At 69.8% G+C, this 23,448-nt stretch carries 22 protein-coding genes, 1 tRNA gene and 1 pseudogene; 12 read left to right on the top strand and 12 right to left on the bottom strand.

Going from position 1 to position 23,448, the window contains the following annotated elements; genetic code table 11:
- The 7 genes from pknB to BST28_RS13525 form a co-directional block, all read right to left on the bottom strand.
- Positions 1-1,875: a Stk1 family PASTA domain-containing Ser/Thr kinase gene (gene pknB, locus BST28_RS13555; protein WP_019738995.1), complete on the bottom strand. Its 1,875-nt coding sequence runs from the start codon at positions 1,873-1,875 to the stop codon at positions 1-3.
- Complete coding sequence (locus tag BST28_RS13550) at positions 1,872-3,104, bottom strand: protein kinase domain-containing protein (RefSeq protein ID WP_065289234.1); 1,233 nt, start codon at positions 3,102-3,104, stop codon at positions 1,872-1,874. Before BST28_RS13550 ends, pknB begins: the two co-directional genes overlap by 4 nt.
- The gene (gene pbpA, locus BST28_RS13545; protein ID WP_019737237.1) at positions 3,101-4,579 is read right to left on the bottom strand and encodes a D,D-transpeptidase PbpA; all 1,479 of its coding nucleotides are present in this window, start codon (positions 4,577-4,579) and stop codon (positions 3,101-3,103) included. The genes BST28_RS13550 and pbpA overlap by 4 nt, the downstream gene beginning before the upstream one ends.
- A complete protein-coding gene (gene rodA / locus BST28_RS13540) occupies positions 4,576-5,985 on the bottom strand; it encodes a peptidoglycan glycosyltransferase RodA (RefSeq protein WP_019737236.1) in 1,410 nt (469 codons plus the stop codon). Before rodA ends, pbpA begins: the two co-directional genes overlap by 4 nt.
- Entirely contained in the window at positions 5,982-7,442 is a 1,461-nt protein-coding gene (locus tag BST28_RS13535; RefSeq protein WP_083081396.1) for a PP2C family protein-serine/threonine phosphatase, read from the bottom strand. The genes rodA and BST28_RS13535 overlap by 4 nt, the downstream gene beginning before the upstream one ends.
- Positions 7,439-7,906 (bottom strand): FHA domain-containing protein FhaB/FipA, encoded by a 468-nt coding sequence (locus tag BST28_RS13530; protein ID WP_019737234.1) that lies wholly within the window; start codon positions 7,904-7,906, stop codon positions 7,439-7,441. Before BST28_RS13530 ends, BST28_RS13535 begins: the two co-directional genes overlap by 4 nt.
- 146 nt (positions 7,907-8,052) lie before the next feature.
- Positions 8,053-9,567, bottom strand: coding sequence for an FhaA domain-containing protein (locus tag BST28_RS13525; protein WP_083081394.1), 1,515 nt, complete (start codon positions 9,565-9,567; stop codon positions 8,053-8,055).
- 249 nt (positions 9,568-9,816) lie between these two features.
- Here BST28_RS13525 and BST28_RS13520 point away from each other — a divergent pair.
- Positions 9,817-9,899, top strand: a tRNA-Leu gene (locus BST28_RS13520).
- Between the two features lie 118 nt (positions 9,900-10,017).
- Here the strand turns inward: BST28_RS13520 and BST28_RS13515 are convergent.
- Positions 10,018-10,737 (bottom strand): SDR family NAD(P)-dependent oxidoreductase, encoded by a 720-nt coding sequence (locus BST28_RS13515; protein WP_083081392.1) that lies wholly within the window; start codon positions 10,735-10,737, stop codon positions 10,018-10,020.
- Between the two features lie 64 nt (positions 10,738-10,801).
- Positions 10,802-11,413 (bottom strand): TetR/AcrR family transcriptional regulator, encoded by a 612-nt coding sequence (locus BST28_RS13510; protein WP_019737231.1) that lies wholly within the window; start codon positions 11,411-11,413, stop codon positions 10,802-10,804.
- 128 nt (positions 11,414-11,541) lie between these two features.
- On the opposite strand from BST28_RS13510, the gene BST28_RS13505 reads away from it, so the two are divergent.
- Genes BST28_RS13505 through BST28_RS13485 form a run of 5 tightly spaced genes read left to right on the top strand, consistent with a single transcriptional unit; the run spans position 11,542 to position 17,243 of the window.
- Positions 11,542-12,906: a flavin-containing monooxygenase gene (locus tag BST28_RS13505; protein WP_083081390.1), complete on the top strand. Its 1,365-nt coding sequence runs from the start codon at positions 11,542-11,544 to the stop codon at positions 12,904-12,906.
- Positions 12,903-13,823, top strand: coding sequence for an alpha/beta hydrolase (locus BST28_RS13500; protein ID WP_083081388.1), 921 nt, complete (start codon positions 12,903-12,905; stop codon positions 13,821-13,823). Before BST28_RS13505 ends, BST28_RS13500 begins: the two co-directional genes overlap by 4 nt.
- Positions 13,824-13,832: 9 nt before the next feature.
- Positions 13,833-15,440: a fatty-acid--CoA ligase FadD1 gene (gene fadD1, locus BST28_RS13495; protein WP_083081386.1), complete on the top strand. Its 1,608-nt coding sequence runs from the start codon at positions 13,833-13,835 to the stop codon at positions 15,438-15,440.
- A complete protein-coding gene (locus BST28_RS13490) occupies positions 15,437-16,213 on the top strand; it encodes an SDR family NAD(P)-dependent oxidoreductase (protein ID WP_019736912.1) in 777 nt (258 codons plus the stop codon). The genes fadD1 and BST28_RS13490 overlap by 4 nt, the downstream gene beginning before the upstream one ends.
- A 4-nt stretch (positions 16,214-16,217) precedes the next feature.
- Positions 16,218-17,243, top strand: coding sequence for a zinc-binding dehydrogenase (locus BST28_RS13485; protein WP_083081384.1), 1,026 nt, complete (start codon positions 16,218-16,220; stop codon positions 17,241-17,243).
- Positions 17,244-17,255: 12 nt separating this feature from the next.
- On the opposite strand, the gene BST28_RS13480 is transcribed toward BST28_RS13485, so the two are convergent.
- The gene (locus BST28_RS13480; protein ID WP_019736914.1) at positions 17,256-18,233 is read right to left on the bottom strand and encodes a pirin family protein; all 978 of its coding nucleotides are present in this window, start codon (positions 18,231-18,233) and stop codon (positions 17,256-17,258) included.
- A gap of 48 nt (positions 18,234-18,281) precedes the next feature.
- Positions 18,282-18,698, bottom strand: a complete 417-nt coding sequence (locus BST28_RS13475; protein ID WP_019736915.1) for a WhiB family transcriptional regulator — start codon at positions 18,696-18,698, stop codon at positions 18,282-18,284.
- 152 nt (positions 18,699-18,850) lie between these two features.
- Between BST28_RS13475 and BST28_RS13470 the strand changes: the two genes are divergently transcribed.
- The 5 genes from BST28_RS13470 (at position 18,851) to BST28_RS13450 (ending at position 22,571) form a co-directional block, all read left to right on the top strand.
- Complete coding sequence (locus BST28_RS13470) at positions 18,851-19,639, top strand: helix-turn-helix domain-containing protein (RefSeq protein ID WP_065289125.1); 789 nt, start codon at positions 18,851-18,853, stop codon at positions 19,637-19,639.
- Positions 19,636-20,466 carry a C40 family peptidase gene (locus BST28_RS13465; protein WP_065289124.1) on the top strand — a complete coding sequence of 277 codons (831 nt, stop codon included), beginning with the start codon at positions 19,636-19,638 and terminating at the stop codon, positions 20,464-20,466. Before BST28_RS13470 ends, BST28_RS13465 begins: the two co-directional genes overlap by 4 nt.
- Positions 20,467-20,589: 123 nt before the next feature.
- Positions 20,590-21,915, top strand: a complete 1,326-nt coding sequence (locus BST28_RS13460; RefSeq protein ID WP_083081382.1) for a DUF4226 domain-containing protein — start codon at positions 20,590-20,592, stop codon at positions 21,913-21,915.
- A 15-nt stretch (positions 21,916-21,930) separates the two neighbouring features.
- Complete coding sequence (locus BST28_RS13455) at positions 21,931-22,248, top strand: type VII secretion target (protein WP_083081380.1); 318 nt, start codon at positions 21,931-21,933, stop codon at positions 22,246-22,248.
- Positions 22,245-22,571 carry a DUF2694 family protein gene (locus BST28_RS13450; protein WP_083081378.1) on the top strand — a complete coding sequence of 109 codons (327 nt, stop codon included), beginning with the start codon at positions 22,245-22,247 and terminating at the stop codon, positions 22,569-22,571. Before BST28_RS13455 ends, BST28_RS13450 begins: the two co-directional genes overlap by 4 nt.
- Here BST28_RS13450 and BST28_RS24090 read toward each other — a convergent pair.
- Entirely contained in the window at positions 22,568-22,726 is a 159-nt protein-coding gene (locus BST28_RS24090) for a hypothetical protein (protein WP_165607077.1), read from the bottom strand. The two genes, BST28_RS13450 and BST28_RS24090, sit on opposite strands and share 4 nt — an antisense overlap.
- 145 nt (positions 22,727-22,871) lie before the next feature.
- Between BST28_RS24090 and BST28_RS13445 the strand changes: the two are divergent.
- Positions 22,872-23,448: pseudogene (locus tag BST28_RS13445) on the top strand (DUF5631 domain-containing protein); the annotation flags it as partial.

Genomic DNA, 23,448 nt, shown 5'->3' with positions numbered 1-23,448 from the left:
CTACTGGCCGAACCGCAACGTGATGTTGCCGTCGGTGTTGACGCCCTGGCCCGCCGCCGGGCTCTGGTAGACCACCCGGTTGTGTCCGGAGCCGCCGGCGTCGACGTCGGCACCCTTGATCAGCATCCCGGTCCAACCCAGCGCCCGCAGCTGCGGTTCGGCATCGGTCCAGAACATCCCGGTCAGATCCGGCATGACGAACTGGTTGCCGCGCGACACCCGCAGCTCGACCACCCCGTCGACGGGCGCGGTCGCCCCGGTCGGCGGCTCGGTGGCGATCACCTCGCCGGCCGGACGCGGGCTGTCCACCGTCACCTCGGTGATCTTGGTGAAGCCATAGACGGTCAGATTCTTGGTTGCCAGCTCCACCGTCTGGCCGGTGACGTCGGGGACGGGCTTGGTCGCCGGGCCGCTGCCGATCACGATCACGATCTCGTTGGTGATCGCCGTGGTCTGGTTGGCCGGCGGGTTGGTGCCGAGCACCTTGTCCTTGAGCTCGGGGGTCGACGGCGAATTGACCTGTTTGAACTTGCCGAATCCCGCGGCGGTCAGCTTCTTGACCGCGTCGGCGTAACTCAGCGACGCCACGTCGGGCAGCTGGCGCTGCTCGGGGCCGTAGGACACGTTGACGGTGATCTTGTCGCCCTTGTTGGCCGGGGCTCCGGCCGGCGGGTCGGTGCTGATCACGTGATCCGGCGGCACCTCGGAGTCGGCGCGCTGGTCGGTGCGGGTCTTGAAGCCCTTGTTCTGCAACTCCGCGATCGCATCGACCGACGCTCGGCCGCTGACGTCGGGCACCTGGATCTGATGGGTGCGGCCGCCGAAGGTGTTGATCGACACCGTGACGATGACGGTCAGCACCGACAGCACGATCGCGGCGATCAGCCACCGGCCCACCGAACCCGGCCGCTCGTGGGCGAAGTCGAGTTGCTGGCGGGGCAGCGGGTCGGTCTGCTCCGCGGCACTCTCGCCGGAGCGAGGGGTGATCATCGAGGCACGGTCGGCCTCGGTGAGCACCCGCGGGGCCTCCGGTGTCTCACCGTTGTGCACGCGCACCAGGTCGGCGCGCATCTCGGCGGCCGTCTGGTAGCGGTTGTCCGGGTTCTTCGCCAGCGCCTTGAGCACCACGGCATCGAGGTCCGCCGAGAGTCCCGGTAGCCGTTGGGACGGCGGAACAGGGTCTTCCCGGACGTGCTGATAGGCCACCGCAACCGGTGAATCCCCGACGAAAGGCGGGTCGCCGGTGAGGATTTCGTAGAGCACACAGCCCAGCGAGTACACATCCGAGCGGGCGTCGACGGTCTCGCCGCGCGCCTGTTCGGGCGACAGATACTGGGCGGTGCCGATCACCGCCGCGGTCTGGGTGACACTGTTGCCGGCGTCGGCGACCGCGCGGGCGATGCCGAAGTCCATCACCTTCACCGCGTTGTGCGAGTCGATCATGATGTTGGCCGGCTTGACGTCGCGGTGGATGATGCCGTGCTGGTGGCTGAAGTTCAGCGCCTGGCAGGCATCGGCGATCACCTCGATGGCCCGGATGGGCGGCATCGGGCCGTCGTTCTGCACGATGTCGCGCAGGGTGACGCCCTCGACGAGCTCCATCACGATGTAGGGCAGCGGCCCGGCCGGTGTGTCGGCCTCGCCGGTGTCGTAGACGGCGACGATGGCCGGGTGATTGAGCGCCGCGGCGTTCTGCGCCTCGCGCCGGAACCGCAGGTAGAAGCTGGGGTCGCGGGCCAGGTCGGCGCGCAGCACCTTCACCGCGACCTCGCGGTGCAGCCGGACGTCGACAGCCCGGTGTACCTCCGACATGCCGCCGAAGCCGAGGATCTCACCGAGTTCATAGCGGTCGGAGAGCCGCTGCGGGGTGGTCATCGTGACGCCCTGTGCCAGGTCCAGCCGGAGGACTGCGCGGGCGGCCCGGCCGGCGGCGACTCGGCGCTCGACGACTCGGTCTGCGGCGCCGGGGTTTGGGTGATGGTGGCCGGCGCCAGCGAGCCGCCCGGACTCTTGGCGCCGACCACGATCAGCACCGCGATGACGATCGCCAGCGTGCCGAGCACGCCGGCTGCCCACAGCAGCGCGCGCTGCCCGGCGGTGAAGGTGCGTCGCGGCGGCGGGGTGCGGTGGTTTCCGGTGCCCGGCCGGGCCCGCCGCGCCGCGGTGGCACGTGCCGACACCGGCGGCGCAACCCGGGTCGCCGCGGTTGACGGGATCGCCGACGGCGCCGCCCGCCCCGGCGGCAGCGACTGGCTGGGCCGGGTGGGCCGCCGGCCGGAACGCACCGCGGCCACCGCGTCGGCGAACGGGCCGCCACTGCGGTAACGCATGTTGGGGTTCTTGGCCAGGGTGATCTCGATCAGCTCGCGCACGTTGGGCGGCAGTTCGGCCGGCAGCGGCGGAGGCGGCTCCTTGATGTGCTTCATCGCGACGGTCAGCGCACCGTCGCCGGTGAAGGGCCGGCGGCCCGAGAGCACCTCGTAGCCGACGACGCCCAGCGAGTACACGTCACTCGCGGCGGTGGCGTCCTGGCCGAGCGCCTGCTCGGGGGCGATGTACTGGGCAGTGCCCATCACCATGCCGGTCTGGGTGACCGGGGCGGCGTCGACGGCCTTGGCGATACCGAAGTCGGTGATCTTCACCTGGCCGGTCGGGGTGATCATGATGTTTCCGGGCTTGACGTCGCGGTGCACCAGCCCGGTGCTGTGCGCCACCTGCAGCGCCCGGCCGGTCTGCTCCAGCATGTCCAGGGCATGCCGCAGCGAGAGCCGCCCGGTCCGTTTCAGCACCGAGTTCAGCGGTTCACCGTTGACCAGCTCCATCACCAGGAACGCGGTTCGGCCCTCGCCGTCCAGGTCGGTCTCGCCGTAGTCGTGCACACTGGCGATCCCCGGGTGGTTGAGCATGGCGGTGTTGCGCGCCTCGGCGCGGAACCGCTCGATGAACTCGGGGTCGGAGGAGAACTCGGGTTTGAGCACCTTGACCGCGACCCGGCGGCCCAGCCGGTTGTCGACGGCCTCCCACACCTGGCCCATGCCGCCGGTGGCGATCAGCCGCTGCAACCGGTAGCGCCCGGCCAGCGCTGCTCCGACCTGCGGACTCATGATCGCCCCTGCAATGCCGCTTGGATGACAGCCCGGCCGATCGGCGCCGCCAGCGCGCCGCCGGTCGCCGCCAAGCGATCGCCGCCGTCCTCGACGACGACGGCGACGGCCACCTTCGGGGCACTGGCCGGGGCGAAGGCGATGTACCACGCGTGCGGCGGAGTGTTCCGCGGATCGGGACCGTGCTCGGCGGTGCCGGTCTTCGACGCGATCTGTACGCCCGGGATGGCCCCCTCCTGCTGGGTCACTTTTTCGGCGTCGATCATCAGTTCCGTTAGCTTAGCCGCGACCTGCGAGGACACCGCACGGCGTAGTTCGCGCGGTTGCGTGGTCGCGATTCCGGCCAAGTCCGGTCCCTCCAGCCCCTCGACCAGGTACGGCTGCATCGTCAGTCCGCCGTTGGCGATGGTGGCCGCGATCACCGCGTTCTTCAGCGGCGTCACCGCGACGTCCTTCTGGCCGATGCTGGTCATCCCCAGCGCGGCGGCGTCGCGGATCGGGCCGACGGTGGACTCGGCCACCTGCAGCGGGATCGGTTCGGGGGTGACGTCCAGGCCGAACCCCTGGGCGGCGGTGCGCAGGGCGTCGGCGCCGGTGCGGATACCGAGCTGGACGAAGGCCGTGTTGCAGGACCGGGCGAACGCCACCCGCAGCGGCACGGTCTGCTCACTGCCTTCGCAGGTGGTGCCGCCGAAGTTCTCCAGCTTGACGGTGCTGTCGGGCAGAGCGATGCGCGCCGCGTTGGTCAGCTGCTCGTTCTCGCTGATGCCGGACTGCAGCGCCGCCGCGGTGGTGATCACCTTGAACGTCGAGCCCGGCGGGTAGGTCTCGCTGATGGCCCGGTTGGTCAACGGCGACCGGGGGTCGTCGCGCAGCCGCTGCCAGGCCCGGCCTTGCTGCACCGAATCATGCGACGACAACTGGTTGGGGTCATACGACGGCGTCGACACCAGCGCCAAGACCTTGCCGGTGGACGGCTCCAAGGCCACCACCGCACCCCGGCAACCGCCAGAGCAGCCGTTCTGCATCGCCTCCCAGCCGGCCTGCTGCACCCGGGGCCGGATGGTGGTCTCCACGGTGCCGCCGCGGGGGCTGCGGCCGGTGAAGAAGTCGGCCAATCGCAGCCCGAACAGCCGGGGGTCGGATCCGTTGAGGACGGTGTCCTCGGCGCGCTCCAGGCCGCTGCTGGAGTAGCGCAGCGAGTAGAACCCGGTGATCGGCGCGTACACGGCCGGGTCGGGGTAGATGCGCTGGTATTTGATCCGGTCGTCGGTGGCCACCGAGTAGGCCAGCAGCTGCCCGGCGGCGGTGATCTGGCCGCGCTGGCGGGAGTATTCGTCGAGCAGCACCCGCTGATTGCGCGGGTCGGCGCGCAGCCCGTCGGCGGCGAAGACCTGGGTCAGTGTGGCGTTGCCCAACAGCAGCACGATCAGCGCCATCAGGGTCATCGTGACGCGGCGCAGGGAGGTGTTCATACGCGCTCGATCACCGCCGTGCCGGTATCACCGATCGAGGCGGTGCGCTGCGGCTGGGTGCTCAGCGGGCGGCGGGCGGCGTGCGAGACACGCAGCACGATCGCCAACAGCACATAGTTGGCCAGCAGCGACGACCCGCCGTAGGACAGCCACGGCGTGGTCAGCCCGGTCAGCGGAATGAGCTTCGTGACACCTCCGACCACGATGAACAGCTGGATACCCAGGGTGGCGGCCAACCCTGCCGCCAGCAGCTTGCCGAAACTGTCGCGGACCGCGATCGCCGTGCGCATGCCGCGCACGATCACGATGGTGTACAGGATCAGCACGCCGGCAAGCCCGACCAGACCCAGTTCTTCGCCGAACGCGGCGATGATGAAGTCCGTCGACGCCGCGGGCACGTAGCCGGGCTGGCCGTTGCCCAGCCCGGTCCCGAAGATGCCGCCGGTGGCGAAGCTGAACAGTGACTGCACCATCTGGTAGCCGGTGCCTTCGGGGTCGGCGAACGGGTCCAGCCAGGTCTGCACCCGCACCCGGACATGGCCGAACATGAAGTACGCGGCGATGCTGCCGACGACGAACAGCAGCATGCCGATCACCATCCAGCTGAACCGCCGGGTGGCCAGGTAGACCATCACCAGAAACGACGCGTACAGCAGCAGCGAGGTGCCGAGGTCTTTCTCGAACGCCATCACACCGACCGAGATCACCCAGGCGGCCAGCAGCGGCGCCAGGTCGCGTGGGCGCGGCAGGTTCATCCCCAGCACGTGTTTGCCGGCGCTGGTGAACAGCTGGCGTTTGGAGACCAGCACCGCCGCGAAGAACACCAGCAGCAGGATCTTGGAGAACTCGGCGGGCTGAATCGAGAAGCCGGGCAGACGAATCCAGATCTTGGCGCCCTGCCGCTCCGACAGTGAGGCCGGCAACAGGGCGGGGATCACCAGCAGCACCAGGCCCACCAGCCCGCAGACGTAGCCGCTGCCGGCGAGCCGGCGGTGGTCCTTGAGCAACTCCAGGACCAGGGCGAAGACGATGACGCCGACCAGCGTCCACAGCATCTGTTCGCTGGCGCCCGGGCGGGTGCCGGCGCCGTCGAACGCGGCGCCCAGATCGATGCGGTGGATCATCACCAGCCCGAGGCCGTTGAGCAGGGCCACCACCGGCAGCAGCAGCGGGTCGGCGTAACGCGCCGAGTGCCGAATGACCAGGTGCGCGAAGGCGAACAGCACCAGAAACGCCGCCCCGTAGCCGACCAGGTCGGGGCGCAGACCCTGTTCGTGGCCGGCCTCGACGATCAGCATCGCCACCGCGACGATCATGGTCGCGAAGCACAGCAGCAGCAGTTCGGCGTTGCGTCGATCCGGCAGCACCGGCGTCAGCGCCACCGGCGGCTGCGGCGCTGTGCTCATGAGGCCGCCCGGCAGTCGGTCCCCGGTTCTGGCGGGGCCGGCGGCAGGCTGGTCAGGGTGGGCAGGTGGGGCACCCCGGAGGTCGGGGTCGGCTGCGCTGGGCCGGGCCGCGGACCGGTCGGGGCCGTCCCGGGATCCGGGGCGCGCGTCGAACCGCTGCCGCCCGCCTTTCCGGAGGTGCTTCGGGTCGGGCACGGCGGCAGCAGGGAGTCACGGGCCAGGTTGCGCAGCTGGGTGATCGCGTCATCGAGGGTGCCGGCGGGCAGGCCGTTGCTGACCTGTTGGCGGGCCGGCAGCCGCAGATCCTGCAACGTCATGAGTCGGCAGGCCAGTTTGTCGCCGGACTGGCTGAAGCTGATCTGCACCAGATCGCCGCGGCTGTCGAGGCAGCCGAGCAGGTAGGGCTCCTGCAGCGGCACACCGAGGATCGAACCCTGCACGCCGCGCATGATCGCCACGGTGCCGCCGTAGGCGGTGACGTAATAGTTGGTGCGCACGATCGCCCGTCCGATCAGCAGCGCGGCCGCCAGCAGGATCAGCAGCAGCAGCGCGATGATGATCGTGCGCCGCCGGGACCGCGGCGGCCGGGTCAGCGTCTCGATCCGTGGCAGCACTCGCTTGGCGACGGTCTTGCGGGGGGAGATCGCCGAAGCCCGCCCGGCGGCGGTGTTGAGCGCGGTGAGGTGGTCCTCGTCGTTGTCGGAGACCGCCCCGGCCAGGATCGGCTGGGTCTGGCCGTAGTCGACGTCGACGACGTCGGCCACCACGACGGTCACGTTGTCGGGTCCGCCGCCGCGCAGGGCCAACTCGATGAGCCGCAGCGCGCTCTCGTTGACGTCGGGGATCTCCAGCGCCTCGCGGATGGTCTCGGTGCTCACCGGGTCGCTCAAACCGTCGGAGCACAGCAGGTAGCGGTCGCCGGCCTGCGCCTCACGCATGATCAGCGTCGGCTCCACCTCGTGGCCGGTCAGCGCCCGCATGATCAGGGACCGCTGCGGATGACTGTGCGCCTCTTCCAAGGTGATGCGACCCTCGTCGACCAGGGTCTGCACGAAGGTGTCGTCCTTGGTGATCTGGCTCAGCTCGCCGTCGCGCAGCAAATAGCCGCGGGAGTCGCCGATGTGGGCCAGTCCCAGGCGGGGGCCGGCGAACAGGATCGCGGTCAGGGTGGTGCCCATGCCCTCGAGCTCCGGGTGCTCCTCGACATAGGCCGCGATCGCCGAATTGCCTTCCTGCACAGCGGCTTCCAACTTCGCCAGCAGATCGCCACCCGGCTCGTCGTCATCAAGGTGGGCCAGGGCGGCGATCACCAGCTGGGAGGCGACTTCGCCAGCCGCGTGCCCGCCCATGCCGTCGGCCAGGGCCAGGAGCCGGGCCCCGGCATACACCGAGTCCTCGTTGTTGGAGCGCACCAGGCCGCGATCACTGCGGGCGGCGTACCGCAGAACCAGGCTCACCGGCGGAGCTCGATCGCGGTCTTGCCGATTCGTATCGGCGTCCCGACGGGAACCCGTACCGCAGTGGTCACCTTCACCCTGTCAAGGTAGGTGCCGTTGGTCGAGCCGAGGTCTTCGACATACCATTCCGACCCCCGTTGAGATAATCGAGCGTGCCGGGTGGAGGCGTAATCATCGGTGAGCACCAGGGTGGAGTCGTCGGCGCGGCCGATCAGCACCGGCTGATCGCTGAGCGCGATCCGGGCCCCGGTCAAGGGCCCCTCGGTGACCACCAGGTGGCGGGCACCGGTGCGTTGCTGCCGCGAAGGCAGCAGCACACCCCGGATCGACAGGCCGCGGCGCACCATCACCGCGCCGGTCGGCGCATAGATATCGGTCCGCAGTATCCGCAGCACCGACCAGATGAACAGCCACAGCAACGTCAAAAAACCGGCTCGCGTCAGCTGCAGCACCAGTCCCTGCATCCGGCGTCCTCTCCGTCCTTGCACCGTCCACGTCGTGCTCATCGCGGCGGAGCACTTCGGCAAAGTCACGATACTTGGGCGTGGGTCGCCGTAGGGCAAAGCGGGAGGGCTTCGCTGCCGCCAGGCGGCGTAGGCTCCGCTCGTCCCTAGTGGACCCGGACGATGATCTCGGAGTGCCCGAGCCGGATGACGTCGCCGTCGGCCAGCTGCCATTCCTGGACCGGGGCGTTGTTGACCGTGGTGCCGTTGGTGGAGTTCAGGTCGGACAACAGCGCGACCCGGCCGTCCCAGCGGATCTCCAGGTGACGACGCGAGACGCCGGTGTCCGGCAGCCGGAACTGGGCGTCCTGGCCGCGGCCCACCACGTTGGTGCCCTCGTGCAGCTGGTAGGTCCGGCCGCTGCCGTCGTCGAGCTGCAAGGTGACCGTGGTCGGCGCCGAGTAGGCGCGCTGGCCGTAGCCGCCGCCCGGACCCTCATAGCCGCCGGGGGCCGGCGGCTGGCCGTAGTCATAACCCGCCTGGGTTTCGCCGTAGCCGCCCTGCTGGCCGTAGTCGTAGCCGGCCGGGGCGCCCTGCGACTCGCCGTAGCGGTAGTCGGGCTGACCGTAGTCCTGCCGGCCGTAGGACGGCGCACCCTGGTCGTAGCCGCCCTGGTCCGGGTAGGAGGGGCGCTGCTCGGGCTGGGCTTCGGGGTAGCCGGCGTAGTCGTCGTGGCGGGCCGGGGGCCGCTCGTAGTCGCCATACCCGGGCTGGCCGCCACCGCCCGGGTAGGCGGCCGGCGGAGGCGGTTGCTGGGGGTAGCCCGAGCCATAACCGGCGGGGGCTCCATAGCCGCTCGGCGGACGCTGCTCATAGGACGGCGGCGCGTAGCCGCCCTGCTCGGAGTAGCCCCCTTGCTCCGGGTAGCCCCCTTGCTCGGGGTAGCCCCCTTGCTCGGGGTAGCCCACCTGCTCGGGCCGACGCGGCGGGGCATAGGCACTTGGGGCACCCGGGGCACCCGGGCCACCGGGGCCCTCGGGGTAGCCGCCACCGCGCGGGTCCTGCTGGTAGGGCTCGGGCTCGGGGGCGTAGTGGCCCCGCGGGTCCTGACCGCCACGTGCGTCGTCGGCCGGCCGACCGTAGCGCGGGTCGTAGTAGTCGTCGCCGGGACGGTCCTGCTGCCCGTGGGCGCCGCGGTAGCTCGGGTCATCGGTCATCGGAGGCACTCCTGATTCTGCGGTAAACGCATGATCTGATTGTGGCGGGCGGGGTTCACTGACCGTCTGGTGGGGGCGAGCGTCCGGGTTGACAGCGCCCCGCGCGCGGACTTGACCAGTCCGCAGGCTCGGAGACTGCTCGAACCGGACAACCACATCACCATACGTTTGCCACCCCTGCTCGCCGATATATCCCGCTAAATGCCGGGCGAAGGCCTTCGACGTCAAACCCTGGTCGGCGCCCACATTGTCGTAGTCGTCCACACCGAGGGTAATGATGTATTCGTTGGGCGCCAAAAGCTGATTTCCGGCTAAAGCCCGCACCCCCGCGGCGGCTTCCCGGCGCAACGCGGCCTCTACCTCCTCGGGGACCACTTCCCCGCCGAAGACCCTGGCCATCGCATCCTCCACGGCGGATTCGAGCCTGCGCTCGATGCGCTGAACCAGCCCGCGCTGGCTGTCCATCAACTGCCGCCTCACTTGCCGCCGTCAATTCCTCGTGCCGGGGACGCCTGGCTGCGGCGTGTCGCGCAGCTGCATCCGCCCTGGACATGGTATCGACCCGGTGTGCCGCCGCGGCACCCTTGTACGGCGGAGAATCGGATAAGAGCAGGTCACGATGGGGTCACGGCGGCCCGCGGTAGGGTTGGCGTTAGGGTCCGAACCGGGTCGAAAGCACCCTCTGCGAGCCGTGATAGGCTCCCCCGGTCGCTCGGGCGAGTGGCGGAATGGCAGACGCGCTGGCTTCAGGTGCCAGTGTCCTTCGGGACGTGGGGGTTCAAGTCCCCCTTCGCCCACTTTTGTGATGAGTCGCGTCATCGGCTACAGATCGGCCCCGGCTTTGCCGGGGTTTTTCTGTTGGCGGGCCGGTGGTCGCAGCGGCGCAGTCCGAAGGATCGACGCCTCCGGCGGGCGCTAGACCGCCGAACCGCCGCCGTCGACAAAGAGCGTCGATCCGGTGACGTAACTGGCGCGCGGCGAGGCCAGGAACAACACGGCCTGGGCGATCTCCTCCGGCCCGGCGGTACGCGCCAGCGGCAGCGTCGCCGCGATGTCGTCGATGAACTCTCCCATCGCCGCGGCTCCCGGCGTCCGCGTCGGTCCCGGCGAGACACTGTTGACGCGGATCCCGTGCGCACCGAACTCCGCGGCCCAGGTGCGGGTCAGCGCTGCCAGCGCAGCCTTGGTAGCGCCGTAGACCGACGTGCCCGGGAAACCCTTGTCGGCGGCAGTGGAGGTGATGTTGATGATGCTGCCCCGACCGCATTCGATCATGCCCCGTGCCGCTTCGGCCACCAGGAAGTAGGTGCCGCGCACATTGGTGTCGAACATCTGGTCAAACGACGCGACATCCTGCTCAACCGTCGGGGCAACCGGGAACACCGAGGCATTGTTGACCAGGATGTCGATGTCGCCGGCCTGGCCGACCAGCCGCGCGACCGCGTCGAGATCGCTCAGATCGGCTTGAACGAAGGTCGCCTTGCCGGCGAGCTCGGCCACCGCTCGGGCACCGCGCTCGCCGTCGCGACCCGAGATCACCACCTCGGCGCCTTCGGCCGCGAGCAGGCGCGCCGATTCGAGGCCGATTCCAGCGGTGCCGCCGGTGACCAGGGCGATCCGATTACGAAGTTCCATAGGTTGTTGCAACGCAACGGCGCCGAAATTACTCCCCGCCCGACGACGCGCAGGTCCCGGGCGCTCAGCTCGCATCCGGTGCTACCTGCAGCGCCGGCAACACGTACCGCCGCAGGTGCCGACGCACCGCGGCGGGGTCATCGGGGTCCATGTGGTTGCCCGGGACGCTGCCCAGGCTGATCATCACCCGGGCGATCCATTCGCTGGCTTCCGGTAAGTCGGTGTCGCCGTGGATTTCTCCGGCAGCGGCGGCGGCCTCCAAGAACGGATACCAGAACGCGGCAAGGTCGGGCACCAGGCCGCGGACGCCTGCTCCGGCGCAGGCCGTGAACTCCTCCGGTTCGGCGGTGCGCAGCCGCATCAGCAGTGTGCCCGGGTCGTCGTAGGCGCGCCGGCCGATCTGCACGCCGGCCACCAGCTGCTCCTCGAACCCGGGCAGGGTGGAGAGCTCCGCGCGAGACTGTGTCCAACTGGTCTCGACCAGGCGGATGATCGCGGCGCCGACGAGTGCGGGCTTGTCCGGGAAGTTCCGGTACAGCCAGGCGCGGGAGACCCCGGCGCGCTCGGCGACGTCGATCATCGTCGTGGCCCGGATCCCCTTGTCGGCCAGCAGTTGTTCGGTCGCATCCAGGAGCCGATCGGTCGTCGACGTCGCCGATGCCGGCTTTGCGTTCACGGCGCACCTCCTGGCCGGTAAGCCTAACAAGGGTGTAGACAGATTCGCAGATCTGTGTACTATTGCCACGCGTCAGGTAGACACTTCTTTCCAACCTGTCTACTCCCCCGACGGTCGGAGGTTCACCCATGTCCGCACCACACACCGCGATCATCGGTGCCGGCATCAGTGGCCTGACCGCGGGAAAGATGTTGTCCGACTACGCGATCGACTACACCTGCTTCGAATCCTCCGACCGGATCGGCGGCAACTGGGCCTTCGGCAATCCCAACGGGCATTCCAGCGCCTACCGGTCGCTGCACATCGACACCTCGAAGCATCAGTTGTCCTTCAAGGACTTCCCGATGCCACCCCACTATCCCGACTTCCTGCACCACACCCTGGTCAAGGAGTACCTGGACTCCTACGCGGAGGCCTTCGAGCTCAAACGCAACATCGTGTTCAACACCGAGGTGGGCCACGCCCAGCGGCTGCCCGGCGGCGGGTGGGAACTGGAATTGGCCGACGGTCAGCACCGCCGTTTCGACCTGCTGGTGGTCGCCAACGGCCACCACTGGGACCCGCGCTTTCCGGACTTCCCGGGCGAATTCACCGGTGAGTCGCTGCACGCGCACCACTACATCGACCCGAAGACGCCGCTGGAGTTCACCGGCAAGCGCATCCTGGTGGTCGGCCTGGGCAACAGCGCCGCCGACATCGCGGTGGAACTGTCCTCCAAGGCGCTGGACAATGAACTGACCCTCTCGACGCGCTCCGGCGCCTGGATCGTGCCGAAGTACCTAGCCGGCAAGCCCGCCGACAAGTACTACCGCACCAGTCCCTACCTGCCATTCTCCTGGCAGCGCAAATTCGCGCAGTGGGCCCAGCCGTTCATCGCCGGCCAGCCCGAGGACCTCGGGCTACCGACGCCCAACCACAAGTTCTTCGAGGCGCACCCGACCCAGTCGGTGGAGCTGCCGCTACGACTGGGCTCCGGCGATGTGATCCCGAAGCCCAACGTCAGCCGATTGGACGGCGACACAGTGCATTTCACCGACGGCACCAGCGGTGAATTCGACATCATCATCTACGCCACCGGCTACAACATCACCTTCCCGTTCTTCGACCCGGAGTTCATCAGCGCACCGGACAACCGGATCGACCTGTACAAGCGGATGTTCTACCCCGGCATCGACGACCTGGTGTTCGCCGGATTCGCCCAAGCCACCCCGACCCTGTTCCCGTTCGTGGAGGCCCAGGCCCGCCTGATCGGCGCCTATGCCGCCGGCCGCTACCGGCTGCCGTCGGTCACCGAGATGCGCCGGGTCATCGACGCCGACATGCGCAAATACACCGGCCACATGCTGGACAGACCGCGGCACACCCAGCAACTCGACTACTTCCTCTACGAACACGACATGCGCACCTCCGAGATCCCCCGCGGCGTGCGGCGAGCCGCCGAACTCGGCGCACCGGCCTGGGCCGGGGTGCACAAGACGGGAGCGTCGGCGTGAGCACGGTCCGATTCGACAGCGGCGGCAGCACATGCGTCGGCCGGTTCTTCCCGGCGGCGGACGATCGGGCTGATGACAGCGGCGCTCCGGTGGTGGTGCTCGCCCACGGTTTCGGCGGCACAGTCGACTCGGGGCTGATCCCGTTCGCCGAACGGTTGAGCGCCGCCGGGTTCGCCGCATTCGCCTTCGACTACCGCTATTTCGGGCAGTCGGAAGGCCACCCCCGGCAACGGATTTCGATCAAAGACCAGATCGCCGACTTCCGCGCGGCCTGCGCCACGGCGGTCAAACGGCCCGGTGTCGACCCGCGGCGACTCGTGGTGTGGGGCGTCTCGTTGGCCGGTGGCCACGTCTTCGAGGTGGCCGCCACGGTGCCCGGCGTGGCGGCCGCGGTCGCGTTGACGCCGCTCGTCAGCGGACCGGCCGCCGCCGTCGCGGCGCTGCCGAACCACCGTCCGTCGACGCTGCTGCGCTCGACGGTGACCGGCTGGCGCAGCGCGCTGGCCCAGCGGGCGGGCCGCGCCCCCGCGACGATCCCCCTGGTCGGTCGGCCCGGCGAGCTGGCCACCCTGACCGCCGACGGCTACTACGAGGCCTACACCGCGATGGCCGGCCCCACCTGGCGCAATGAAGTCGACGCCGGAATCGGCCTGCAGCTGGGCGGCTACCGCCCGGCCGCCAAGCACGCCGCGGCGATCTCCTGCCCGATGCTGGTGCAGATCGCCGACTTCGACCGCGGCGCTCCCCCGCAGGCCGCAGCGAAGGCGGCGTTCGCCGCGCGCGCCGAAGTACGGCACTATCCGTGCGATCACTTCGACGTCTTCGCCGGCGGCGACTGGTTCGACCACGTTGTCGACCACCAGATCGCCTTCCTGGCCCGGCACCTGGCCGCTCCGAGCGCTACGGTCACCGGTTAGGAGGGCGCCATGGCCGAGACGATGCAGCAACTGCTAGCCGAACGCGCTGACGCCGACGGGCCGGCCGTGCTCTACCACGACGCCCGCGGCGGTCAGATCCGCTGGAGCTGGCGCGAATACATCGCCGGCGCGGCCCGGCACGCCGCCGCGGTGCTCGCCCGCGCCGACATCGACCGCCCGGTGCACGTCGGGGCGCTGTTGGGCAATACGCCGGCGATGCTCACCGCGGTGGCCGGCGCCGCCCTGGGCGGCTACGTGCTCTGCGGGGTCAACGACACCCGGCGCGGATCGGCGCTGGTCGCCGACCTGCGCACCGCCGACGTACAACTGCTGCTGGTCGACGCCGAGCACCGGGGATTGCTCACGGGCCTGGACCTGAGTGGACTCGCCGTCATCGACGTCGATGACCCGGCCTGGCAACAGGCCTGCGACAGCGGCGGCGAGCTGACCCCGCACCGCCGGGCGCAGGCGAGCGATCCCTTTATGATGATCTTCACCTCGGGCACCAGCGGCGACCCGAAAGCCGTCCTGGTCAACCACCTGATGGTGCTGGTCGCCGGGCAGTCTCTCACCGAACGGTTCGGACTCGGACCCGACGACGTCGTGTACCTGTCCATGCCGCTGTTTCACTCCAACGCGATCGCCGCCGGCTTCGGCCCCGCGGTGGCCGCCGGCGCGGCGATGGCGCCGGCGAAGTTCTCCGCGTCGCGATTCCTGTCCGACGTACGCCGCTACGGCGCCACCTATATGAACTACGTCGGCAAGCCCCTCGCCTACGTGCTGGCCCACCCGGAGCGACCCGGCGACGCCGACAATCCACTGCGCGTCGCCTTCGGCAACGAGGCATCCGAGCGCGACATCGGCGAATTCGCCCGGCGGTTCGGCGTACAGGTCGTCGACGCATTCGGCTCGACCGAGAACGCCGTCACCATCACCCGCGACGAGGGCACCCCGCCCGGCTCGGTGGGCCGGGGATTTCCCGGCGTGGCGATCTACCAGAGCGATCCCGTGGCCGAATGCCCGCCGGCGATCTTCGACGAACACGGAAGGCTGACCAACCCCGACGAGGCGATCGGGGAACTGGTCAACACGACCGGGGCCGGCTTCTTCTCGGGCTATTACAACAACGAGCAGGCCACCGCCGAGCGGATGCGCGGCGGCATGTACTGGTCGGGTGACCTCGCCTACGCCGACGTCGACGGCTGGATCTATCTGGCCGGACGCACCGCGGATTGGATGCGGGTCGACGGTGAAAACCTCGCGGCGGCACCGATCGAACGCATCCTGATGCGCCACCCCGACATCAATCAGGCCGCGGTGTACGCGGTACCCGACGACGGCGATGTCGGCGACCAGGTGATGGCCGCACTGGTGCTGCGCGACAACGCCCGACTGTCCCAGGATGAGTTCACCGAGTTCCTTGCTGCTCAAGAGGATCTGTCCCCCAAGGCGTGGCCCCGCTACGTCCGGCTGACCCCGCGGCTGCCCGCGACGGCCACCAACAAGATCCTCAAACGCGTGCTGGTGGCCGAAGGCCGCGACGTGGGCACGGACACCTTGTGGGTGCGTCCGGACCGGCAGCACCAATACCTGGCGGCGACGGGATCCCGGGCGTGACCGGGCGGGCACCGGTCGCCCTGATCGTCGGCGGCGCCTCCGGAATCGGTCTGGCCACCGCGCACGCGCTGGCCGCGCGCGGCGATCACGTGGTGATCGCCGATATCAACGGCCAGGCAGCACAGCAGCGGGCCGCCGAGCTCGGGGAGGCGGCCAGTGCCGTGACCGCCGACGTGACCGACGAAGACAGCGTCGCGGCGGCCTTCGCGGCCGCCCGGGCAGCGGGGCCGCTGCGCACCGTGGTCAGCTGCGCGGGGCTGTCGGTCATCGGCGCGATCCCCGACATCGAGCTGGCCGGCTGGCAGACCACCATCGACGTCTGCCTGACCGGAACCATGCTGGTGATCAAGCACGCGGCCCGCACCCTCGACGACGGCGGCAGCATCGTCGCCGTCTCCTCGCTCAACGGCCGCCAGCCCGGGACCGCGATGGCGGCCTACTGCAGCGCCAAGGCCGGCGTGCTGATGCTGGTCCAGGTGGCCGCACTGGAGTTGGCCGCCCGCGGCATCCGGGTCAACGCGGTCTCCCCCGGCCTGGTCGACACTCCCCTGGTCGCCGGGCTGGCGATGGTCCCGGGCCTGACCGACGAATACCTCGAGAACACTCCGCTGGGACGCGCCGGAGTCCCCGATGACATCGCCGACGCCGTCGAGTTCTTGACCTCGCAGCGGGCCGCGTGGATCACCGGATCCGCCTTCGACATCAACGGCGGCGCGCACCTGAAGCGCTACCCCGACGTGCTCGGCAAAGTGCAAGCGTTAACCGAAGGATGAACCCATGCGCAGTGTCGTGATCGATGCCCCCGGATCGATCCGGGTCGACAACCGCCCCGACCCCGAACTGCCGGGCGCCGACGCCGCCGTGGTCGCGGTGACCGCAACCGCGATCTGCGGGTCGGACCTGCATTTCTACGAGGGCGACTATCCGATCGTCGACCCGGTGCCGCTGGGTCACGAGGCGATCGGCACCGTTGTCGAGGCCGGCCCCGAGGTGGGTTCGGTGCGCGTCGGTGACCGGGTGATGGTGTCCTCGGTGGCCGGCTGTGGTCACTGCGCCGGATGCGCCACCCGGGACCCGATCCGATGCCACTCGGGTCCGCAGATCTTCGGTTCCGGTGCCCTGGGCGGGGCGCAGTCGGAGCTGTTGGCCGTGCCGGGAGCCGACTTTCAGCTCGCCCGCATCCCCGACGGGCTCTGCGACGAAGAAGCGCTGTTGCTCACCGACAACCTCGCCACCGGGTGGGCGGCGGCGTTGCGCGCCGACATTCCGGTCGGGGGGACGGTGGCCGTGATCGGGCTCGGCGCGGTGGGGCTGTGCGCGGCACGCAGCGCACTGTTCCTGGGCGCCGCAACGGTTCTCGGCGTCGACCCGGTGTCGCAGCGCCGCGAGCGGGTGGTGGCCATGGGGATCACCCCGGCGGAGCCGTCGGCGACGTCCGCGGCGATGGAGCTGACCGGCGGGCGCGGGGTGGACGCGGTGATCGATGCCGTCGGCTCCGATGTGACGATGTCGGATGCGCTCACCGCGGTGCGGGCCGGCGGAACGGTGTCGGTGGTCGGGGTGCACGACCTGCAGCCGTTCCCGTTCCCGGCGTTGCCGGCGCTGGTGCGCAGCATCACGTTGCGAATGACGACTGCCCCGGTGCAGCAGACCTGGCCGCAGCTGGTTCCGCTGCTGCAGTCCGGGCGGCTGTCGATGGACGGCATCTTCACCACCGAGATTCCCCTGGACGACGCGGCCGAGGCGTACCGGGCTGTCGCGGCCCGTTCCGGGGATGTGGTGAAAGTGCTTCTCACGCCTTAGCGATCACGATCGCTACCGCCCACCCGCGCGCCGTGGCCGCAGCCGAACCGGCGGCAGGGGTGGTGCGGGCAGCCGGTCCAGCCGGCCCCGATAGCCGCGGACCTCGCCGAAGCGCGTATCGCCGTCGTGCCATTCGCGCCGGAACTCGACGATCTCCTCGTGGCTGCGGCCGATGAAGTTCCACCACAGCACCAGCTCCTCGCCGAAGGGCGGCCCGCCCAGCAGCAGCAGCCGGGCCGGGGCGTCACCGGCGTTGCGCAGCACCAACACCGTGCGGCCCGGGCCCTGGTAGCCCAATTCACCGATGCTCAAAGTGATCCCGCCCAGGCCGACCGCGCCCCGGTCGCACAGCACGCCGTGCTCGAACGCCGGATCGACATCGAGCGCGAGCTCTTGTCGCGGGTCCAGATCGAGTTGGGCGCCGAGCAGGGGAGTGAAGGACGGAACGGGGGAGTGGTGGCCGGCCAGCGCGCCGAGAAACACCAGCGCCGAGCCGCCGGACAGCGAAACCGATTCGGGCGCGAAATGGTGGAAGGCGCGGTCGGTGAAGCGCGCGGAATCCGGCAGGGCCACCCACAGCTGTACCCCGTGCAGGATCGGCGCCGATTGCGGTTCGACGGAGACCTCGGAGTGGCAGATGCCTGCGCCAGCGGTCATCAGGTTCAATTCGCCGGGGCGGACCAGCGCGTGCACGCCGGCGCTGTCGCGGTGTTCGACCAGCCCGCTGAACAGCCAGGTCGCCGTCTGTAATCCGGTGTGCGGGTGGGGCGGAACGTCCATGCCGCCGTCGCGGCCCTGGTCCTGCGGCCCGTAGTGGTCGACGAAGCACCAGGCGCCGATCAGCGAGCGTTCCCGCTGCGGCAAGGTGCGGCGCACCCGCATCGCGCGCGGCCCCCCCAGCGGGACTTCGCGCGGCTGCAGTACCTCGACACCATCGGTCGGACCTGCGGCACAAGCGAATTCGTCCGACGAGGTCTCCAGGTTGCTCAAGGCCTCACCTCCGCGCCGTAGGCCACGCTGCGCAGGTGACCCTACCGGTCATGCTGCCGACGGGGAGCCGATCCGGCCGGAGGGCAGGTGAAACACGGCCGCCGTCACCGGTAGCCGCTCGCGTTCGTGGTTGGTCAACAGGGTCTGGTTGTCGGGGAGTTCGCGGGCGTTGATCTCGCCCGCGGCGATCGCCCGCAGGACCGCGTGGGCGCGGGCGAGTTCGGCTCGCTTGCGGTACTGGCCACCGGGGAGTTTCACGCCGGCCCACACCCCGTACTCCTCGCTGCGTTCGACGGCGAGTGCGGCGCATCGGCGCTGCTGCGCCAGCGGGCAGCGACGAAGGCACAGCAGGCGCGCCTCGGTGGAGGACTGTTCGTAGGCCCGGGCCTTGGCGGCGCCGTCGGCACCGTCGGCGTCGGGGTAGCCGAACCACAGTTCCGGGTTCGCGGAGCAGGGGGGTGCCATCGGAAGGGCCTCCTCGTGAGAACAGAGCGGATAACGTAGATGAAAACGTATATGAACGAAGAGGGTGTGCGCAACAGAAAGTGGATAAAAACATATATGTAAGTAGGGTCGGGCGAGGCTGTGTAGTATCCGGACATGGTCGGGGCGCGACGGTGAGCCGCGAGTCAGCGGGCGCGGCCATTCGGGCACTGCGCGAGGCACGGGACTGGTCGCTGGCCGACCTCGCCGCGGCCACCGGCGTCAGCATCATGGGTTTGAGCTATTTGGAGCGCGGCGCCCGCAAACCCCACAAAGGCACAGTTCAGAAGGTTGAGAATGGTCTCGGCTTACCGCCGGGGACCTATTCGCGCCTGCTGGTCGCCGAAGATCCCGACGCCGAACTGGCTCAGCTGCTGTCCGCCGGCGGGCCTCGGATATCGCCGGCGCGGCCCGCCACCGCCGTCGTCGTCGACCGCCACAGCGACACCGAAGTGCTCGAGGGATACGCCGAGGCGCAGCTCGACGCGTTGCGTTCGGTGATCGCCAGGCTGCCGTCGGAAGCATCAGACGAATACGAGACGTATATTCTTTCCGTGATCGCCCAGTGCGTGAAGGCGGAGATGCTGGCGGCCAGCTCCTGGCGGGTCGCGGTGAACGCGGGCGGGGACCACGCCTCCCGGCTCATGGGGCACCTGCGGGATCTGGAGGCCATCCGCAGCGACCTGCTGCAGCGCATGCCCGCGAGCCTGACCGCCCGATTCGACGCCGCCTGCGCGCGGTCCTCGCTGCCCGAGCCGGTGATCGCGGCGCTGCTCGGCGTCAGTGCCGATGAGCTATGGGACATCCGCAACAGGGGAGTCATCCCACCGGGCGCGCTGGCCCGGGTGCGCGCGTTCGCCGACGGGGCCTCCGACGCGGTATCCGAGGCCCCCGCGGAAGCCGAGGGAGGAAGACACCGGTGACCGACACTGACTTGGAGATCTTGAACCGCGCCCACCGGCTGTTCACGGCCCGCCCGCAGCCGGTGTCCGTGGATGCGCGGCTGGATCGCCCTATCGATCTGCTGGAACGGACCGCGCAGTTGGATATCGGCCCAGGCCGCGAACACTACCGGCAGGCGGTGCTGGCCCAGCGGGATCGGTTGATGGCCAACGCCCGAACCGACGCCGCGGCCACGGCGCTGCTGGCCGCGGCGGTCGCCGACCATGCCCGGGCCGGCCAGCAGACCCGCGGCGTCGTGGCGGAGGCCCGTGCCGACGCGAACGTCGTCGCCGACACACCGCTGGCACAGCGGGAGGCGATGCGCCGCCGGGCGGCACGATTGCGCGCCCAGCGGGCGCACGTGTTGGCGGCCCGACACCGCGCCCGGGCGCATCGGGCGGGGCTGCGACGACTTCGCTACCGGTCACGGCGCCGGGCACCGAGCCTGGATCGGTTGCGGCTACCCGATACTCGTGCCGGGCTGGCGGTGCGCGCCGCGTTGTCGAGGCTGGGCAGACCCTACGTCTGGGGCGCCATCGGCCCGGACCGATTCGACTGCTCGGGTCTGACCCAGTGGGCCTATGCCCAGGCCGGAGTGCCGCTGTCACGCACCACCTACACCCAGATCAACGACGGAATCCCGGTGCCGCGCTCCCAGATTCGCCCCGGCGATCTGGTGTTTCCCAACCCCGGCCACGTCCAGCTCGCGATCGGCGACAACATGGTGGTCGAAGCCCCGCACGCCGGAGCGTCCGTCCGGATCAGTCCGCTGGGAGCCCGGGTGGCGATCCGTCGTCCGGTGCCGTGATCGGCGTGTCCACACCGGGTGTGCCGGTGAATTGTCGGCCCGGGACACCATCGGTACAGTCACCGGCCATGGAGCGGCCAGCGCCTCAACAGCGGCCCCGCGCAGCGGCGTTGGGCTGAGCACATGACGACCCGCGACGACGTGCTCGACGCGATCCGCCGGATCGAACGGGCCGGCGGCGCGAGCGAGGCGACACGCGTGGCGCAGGCGGCGCTGACGTTGCCTCTGCCGGAGGCGGCCTACGATCGCATCCTGAACGGACTGGGATCGGTACAACCGTCGCCCGGCGCCGAACAACAGGGACGTGCGGCGCAGGCGATGAAGCTCGCCGAAGCCGCACTGGCGCACCAACTGTCGGCGTCTGCGCAGTTCGACCGGCAGATCATCGAAGCGCTCCGACAGGCGCACAAGACCACCGTGGAGGGCCGTCGGCGCCTCGAGAACCTGGAGGCGGAGATCATCGGCGCCGCTCAGGCCTGGGATCTGGGCACCGCCTCCGGGGCGCGGGAGTTCCAGCGGTTCCTGATCGCCAAACTCGCCGAAATCATCAGGGTGGTCGAAGAGGCCAACGACGACGACCTGTCCAAACAGGCGCTGGCCACCGCGTTGACGGCGCTGTATGCGGCGCAGACCGACCGCGCGGCCCCCGTCGACTCGACGGCCGAATCCGACCGCGATCCGGCGTCACCGCCTCTGGACCCGGACGGCGATGCGGATGCCTATCTGGACCCGCTGCCCGAAGACGAGCCGGACCCGGGTTACGCGTTTGCGCCCCAGCGCCAGCCGGAGGCGCCGGTGATGCCGATGGTTCCCGGACTCGGCGGCGACGGCCCGGGGTTCGGTGGGATGCCCGCCGCCATGCCGGCCGGGCTTCCGCCCGCTGGATGGTTGTCCGATCCGGACGGCGGCGACATTCCCACCGACGACCCGTTCGAACCGGAGCAGGCGATGTCCGTCGACGATGCCGCCCCCGCCGAGGGTGAACAGACCGAGGAGGCGGCGTCGTCGGAGACCCCGCACGACGACGGCCCCGTCACCGTGACGCTGCCCGACGGCGCGACCACCACCGTCGCCGATGCGCGGCTGGCCGCGGCGATGCAGGCCGCCGCTGAGGGGACGCCTGTCGCGGAGGCGTTCCGCCGCCAGCAGATTGACATCCCGCCGCCTGGAATCCCGGTGACGGCGCCGGTCGACCCGGCCCGGCTGCGGCCCGGCGACATCGGGGTGTTCACCGACCGCCATGCGGTGGCCGTCGGTGATGGCAAAGCACTGCTCGACGGACAGATCCATCTGGCCGGTAATTTGCGCGGCCCCGGATTCCTGGGCTGGCAGCACCTGCGAATCGCCGAGCCCACCGCGGCCGGTGAACCGGCCCCGACCCGGCCGGCGGGACACCTGCCCGGTGCCGCGAGCTTGAAAATCCGCGTTCCACCCGTCATCGTCGACTAGCCAGGGAGGTAAGAGATGCCAGAGAAGATCCATGTCGATCAGGGCGTTTTGACCAATGCCGCCGGGAACCACCAGCAGGCCTCGGATTATCTGGCCACCGCCACGGCCTCCCACGAGGGTATCGAGGCGACCCTGAATGCACTCGGACCGATCTACAGCGACTTTCGTCGGGCGGCCGGGGAGTTGCTCAACGCACGCAAGAACTGCTACGACGATCAGTCCAGCGAACATTTGCAGATGTCGGACAATCTGAACCAGGCCGTGGCAACGTGGAACAAGCATGAAGAAGAAGCGGCCAAGGCCTTCCGGCACCTCACCGATGGGCGCCGATGACTGAACCGAACCCGGCGTTCGACACCGTTCACCCCAGTGGCGATGTGCTGTTCCGGTCCTGCCGCGGAGGCTATCTGCACAGCGTGGCGCTCAGTGAGGCAGCCATGTCGGCCGACGCGCATCGGCTGGCGGAGGCCATCGTCCTGGCCGCAGACGTGTCGTTTCTCAAGGCGGCGTTGGAGATCCGCGGCGAGATCATCACCACCGGGCACGCCCCCTCGGCGGCGGTGCCGACCAACGAGGATCTCCGGGTGGCCACCGAGCGCCTACTGAGTCACCAGCTCTACGCCGGCCGCCAGGCCGGTGACGGCAGCGGACGTTAAACCACCCAGCGCCCGGCCGCGTCGGCCCGCGGTGCGATGTCGGGGGGAGGTTCAACCATCATGTCGCCGAACAGGTTCCGTGCACGGGCCAGCAGGGCGAGCACTTCGCTCAGCTGCGCTGCACACCCCGTTGCGGGCGACCCGACATCGGCCATGCTCAGCACGCTACCGACCTGCTGGGGGGGCTGACAATTCACGGCGCGCAGCGATTGTGGATGATCTTCTGCAGATGTTGCGCGGCGGATTCGATGGGGGTGCGATTCCGTCAGGGTGGCTGAGCGGCAACGGTAGGCTTGCGCGGTGGCAATCTTCGGTCGACGTTCGGCGCGCCAGCGCCTGCGGAGCGCGGCTCGGGAATCACTCGCGATCCCGGCCTTCAGCGCTCCGGTGGACTGTAGTGCCTGGGTGCTCGGCGGGCTGTGGCCGGCCGAATTGGCGACGATCACCCCCGAGACGGCGCCGCTCGCCGAGTACTTGAACGCGGATCTGCGGCGCATCGCCAATTCGGCGAACGAGAAGCTGCATGCGATCAGTCGCTCCGATCTGGCCGGGCAGGCGCGTCAGGCCGCGGAGGCCAGGGTCATCAATGTCGCCAGGGCGTTCGCGGTCCTGCGGGTGGAGTCCACCGTGCGTCAACTTCATAAGGAGCCCCTGGAGTTCAGGACGGAATTCGTCAGCCTGAATGCGGCCGCGGTGCCCGTCGAGACGGCCGAACCGACTCCGCCCGCCGCGCCCGAACCCGAGGAGCTCCGCCCGGCTGAGTCGTCCAGGGCCCGCCACCGGATGCCCGAATCGATGGCCGTCGAGCCGCCTGTCGATCTCACGTCGCCGCCCCCGGTGGAGGTGCCACTTCCGCCGGTGGCGGAGGCGGCGGGGG

The sequence above is a fragment of the Mycolicibacter kumamotonensis genome, from assembly GCF_002086285.1.
Taxonomy (GTDB): Bacteria; Actinomycetota; Actinomycetes; order Mycobacteriales; family Mycobacteriaceae; genus Mycobacterium; species Mycobacterium kumamotonense.
The sequence above is the reverse complement of the archived record's forward strand: the minus strand, read 5'-3'. Positions and strand labels throughout refer to the sequence as shown.